Genomic DNA, 3,254 nt, shown 5'->3' with positions numbered 1-3,254 from the left:
GGGGTTCAGTCAGCTGGCGTGGGAGCCGGATTGCCCTTGTACTGCGGGCAGTAGGCCGACACCGCAACCCCGATGAAGAAGCTGGATTGACTGACGCTGAGATCGGTGTCGCCCACTAACTTCATCGCTAAGGCGCTCGTTTTGTAGTGCTTGTCGAGTCCGCTGCACACCATGTGAGCCTCGGCGAGCATCGCGTCGCGATTATCGTCGTTGATCACGATGTTGTGCTTCGCCAGGGCCGCGACTACCGCATCATCGGTGGCGTCGGCCGACGCCGGCGCCGCGCAGAACACCGCGACGGCGGACAACGCCACCGCCCAGCGGGTGGTACATCGGACTTCCATGCACTAACGCTAATTGAGATCAGGGCACTTCGCGCGGCGAACGGCCGTCGGGTCGCGTGATGCCCGACGACCTTACGAGGGCCGCCAGCACGATAGCGGCCAGTAGCAGGGCGGGGACGTCTCCCCACAGGTGTCCCATGTGGTGGCCGGGGTGGAAAGATTCCACCGCCATGACCGCGGCGTGCACCACGCTCGACCACACCGTGAACCAGATCAGGCTGACGTTGTTCTCCGGGTGTCGCGCCGCGTTCCAGAGGAACAGACCCAGCGTCGCGTACAGGCCGACGATCATCATGAAGTAGTCGGACTGGTAGGGGGCGCCGTGGTGCCATGCCCATCCCGACGGCCACACCACGGCCAGTGGGTAGAGCAGCAACATCACCGTGCCGAAGAAAGCGAGTGCGATCTGAAGAAGTCGGTAGCTTGTCGAAGGCGCCAACGGATACTCCAAATCCTCAGTGGTTCAACCGATCCGGCTCATCCCCAGCTTCCTGGTGTGCCCTGGGGTACCTGCTGGCCCAGCCAGTTGCAGGGCATCATCGTGCGCCACGCTGTGAACGCGCACTGCTGTTCCGGGGTCAGCGGACTCGGGCCGGCGCATGGCCTGTCCGGGGTGCCGCAAATCGGCGGGTCAGCGTGGGCGGCCGGCGCGGCGCCGATGAACATCGCGGCGGCCGCCGCGATCGCGAGTCCTGCTGATGCGTGAATACGACCCATGTCGAGTTCTCCCCTGCACGCGGCCCGGATCCAGCCGCACTGAAATCGGACGATACCTCCGGCTGACGGGCCGCTGCTGCGGAAATGGGGAGATTTCCCCACGTGCAGAGGTCGTCCGGTGGCGGCTGGGCGGCCTGACGACCACTGGGCCGGTGCCGGAAGCGGCCACCGCCCACGTGGACGACACATTTGCACCCGACCCGAGGCGATAACACGGCGGCAATATCCGCCGATCGCGTTTATGTTTCCGTAAGGCGCTCTAGCGCTTGGCGGCCGGCGTCTTTTTCGCAGCTGCCTTTTTAGCGGGAGACTTCTTCGCCGGAGTCTTCTTCGCCGGAGTCTTCTTGGCGGCCGGCTTCTTCGCGGGAGTCTTCTTGGCGGCCGTCTTTTTCGCCGGCGCCTTGTCGCCGCCGGAGCGCGCTTTTACGCTGGCTTCGAGCTTCGCTAACAAGTCCGAGACGTCCTCGGTCTCATCCAGCTCCTTGGGCTGCTCTTCGGTGGTAAATGCTTCTCCGCCTTCGAGTTTGGCCTGGACCAGCTCATGTAGCTGCTCCTGGTAGTCGTCGTGATACCGATCGGGATTGAAATCGTCGGCCATCGATTCGACCACTTGTCCGGCCATCTTGAGCTCTGCGGGTTTGACTTCGACCTTCTTGTCCAGCACCGGAAAGTCGGGGTCGCGGATCTCGTCGGGCCAGAGCAGCGTGTGGATCACCATGATCTCGCGCTTGCTGAAGTCCTTGACCCGCAAGGCCGCAAGCCGGGTCTTGTTGCGCAGTGCGAAATGCACGATCGCCACCCGGTCGGTCTCTGCCAGCGTCTTCGCCAGCAGCACATAGGATTTCGTCGATTTGCCATCAGGCTCGAGGAAATAGCTGCGGTCGTACATCATCGGGTCGAGCTCGCTGGCCGGCACGAACTCCAGCACTTCGATTTCGCGACTGCGCTCTTCGGGCAATGTCGCGATGTCGTCGTCGGTGATGATCACCATCTTGCCGTCGTCGGATTCGTAGGCGCGGGCGATATCGCGAAACTCGACGACTTCGCCGTCTACCTCGCACACGCGCTTGTACCGGATGCGGCCGTTGTCCTTGGCATGCACCTGGTGGAACTTGATGTCGTGGTCCTCGGTCGCGCTGTACACCTTGACCGGGACGTTGACCAGCCCGAAAGAGATCGAGCCCTTCCAGATCGAACGCATAGTGCCAGTATGCCCATACTGCTACGCGGATATGCGGCTAACGCTGCCGCGCAGCGTCCAATGCATTCCGATCCGGCAGGTCAGCGCCGGCGCGAGTGACAGTCAGCGCCGAAACGCCGCTGGCCGCCTCGAGGGCGCCCGTCAGCGCATCCAGGTCAATTCCGGCGAGCGAGGCGCGCTGCTCGGCACCCAACCGCCCTTGCTCCCACAGCGCGTCGATGAGGCCGACCATGAAAGCGTCACCGGCGCCGACGGTGTCGACCACCCGCACGGGTCGGGCCGACACCCGCACTTCACCGCCCGCGCACACCGCCGCTGCTCCCTGGTTGGCCATCGTCACCACCACGATCGCCGGGCCCAGCGACTGCCAGATCCGCGCGATCTGCTCGGGCGACCGGTCGGGGTCGATCCAGCGCAGGTCCTCTTCGCTGACTTTCACGATGTCGCTGCGCTCGACGAGGTGCTCGATGCGTGCGATAGCCAGGTCACGATCGGCGATCAGCGATGGCCGCACGTTGGGATCAAAGGTGACGGTGGCAGACACCCGGTAGGTGTCGACGAGAGCCGCGACGGCCAGACACCCCGGGTCCTGCACCGCGGCAATCGATCCGGTGTGCACGAAAAGCGGTGGTGCCACCATCGGCGTTCCGGAAAGCTGCCAGTCCAGATCGAACACATAGTTTGCCGACCCGTTTGCGTCGAAGGTCAGGCGCGCGGTGGTGGTCCGGTCGGCATTTTGGCTGCCCGAAACAAGGTGCGCCCCTGCGGCATTGATGTAATCAGCGATCCGCCGGCCACGCGGGTCGTCGGCGATGTGGGTGAGAAAGTCGATGTCGCGGCCCAGCCGGGCCAGCCCGACCGCAACGTTGAGTGGGCTGCCGCCGACGTGCTCGCCGGTGACCTGTCGGGCGTCCGGCACGATGTCGATCAGCGATTCACCGATCACCAGCCCGCGACTCATTGCACCAATTCCTCGAGTGTCGCGCGAGCTC

General features: G+C 64.3%; 5 protein-coding genes. 1 reads left to right on the top strand and 4 read right to left on the bottom strand.

Annotated elements, in window-relative coordinates; translation table 11 throughout:
* Window positions 1–5 precede the first annotated feature (5 nt).
* The gene (locus VN856_RS23755) at window positions 6–344 is read right to left on the bottom strand and encodes a DUF732 domain-containing protein (RefSeq protein ID WP_325693755.1); all 339 of its coding nucleotides are present in this window, start codon (window positions 342–344) and stop codon (window positions 6–8) included.
* Window positions 345–363: 19 nt separating this feature from the next.
* On the bottom strand, window positions 364–783 hold the full coding sequence (locus VN856_RS23750) for a DUF6632 domain-containing protein (protein ID WP_325693753.1): 420 nt from the start codon (window positions 781–783) through the stop codon (window positions 364–366).
* A 57-nt stretch (window positions 784–840) separates the two neighbouring features.
* Between VN856_RS23750 and VN856_RS28935 the strand changes: the two genes are divergently transcribed.
* The gene (locus VN856_RS28935; protein WP_414687038.1) at window positions 841–1,050 is read left to right on the top strand and encodes a hypothetical protein; all 210 of its coding nucleotides are present in this window, start codon (window positions 841–843) and stop codon (window positions 1,048–1,050) included.
* Between the two features lie 270 nt (window positions 1,051–1,320).
* Here the strand turns inward: VN856_RS28935 and VN856_RS23740 are convergent, their stop codons facing one another.
* Both VN856_RS23740 and VN856_RS23735 read right to left on the bottom strand, forming a co-directional pair.
* A complete protein-coding gene (locus tag VN856_RS23740) occupies window positions 1,321–2,262 on the bottom strand; it encodes a Ku protein (protein ID WP_325693750.1) in 942 nt (313 codons plus the stop codon).
* Between the two features lie 37 nt (window positions 2,263–2,299).
* A complete protein-coding gene (locus VN856_RS23735; RefSeq protein WP_325693758.1) occupies window positions 2,300–3,223 on the bottom strand; it encodes a carbohydrate kinase in 924 nt (307 codons plus the stop codon).
* Window positions 3,224–3,254 lie beyond the last annotated feature (31 nt).

The organism is Mycobacterium sp. (assembly GCF_035603715.1).
Lineage (GTDB): Bacteria > Actinomycetota > Actinomycetes > Mycobacteriales > Mycobacteriaceae > Mycobacterium.
This window is presented reverse-complemented; position numbering and strand designations above follow the sequence as displayed.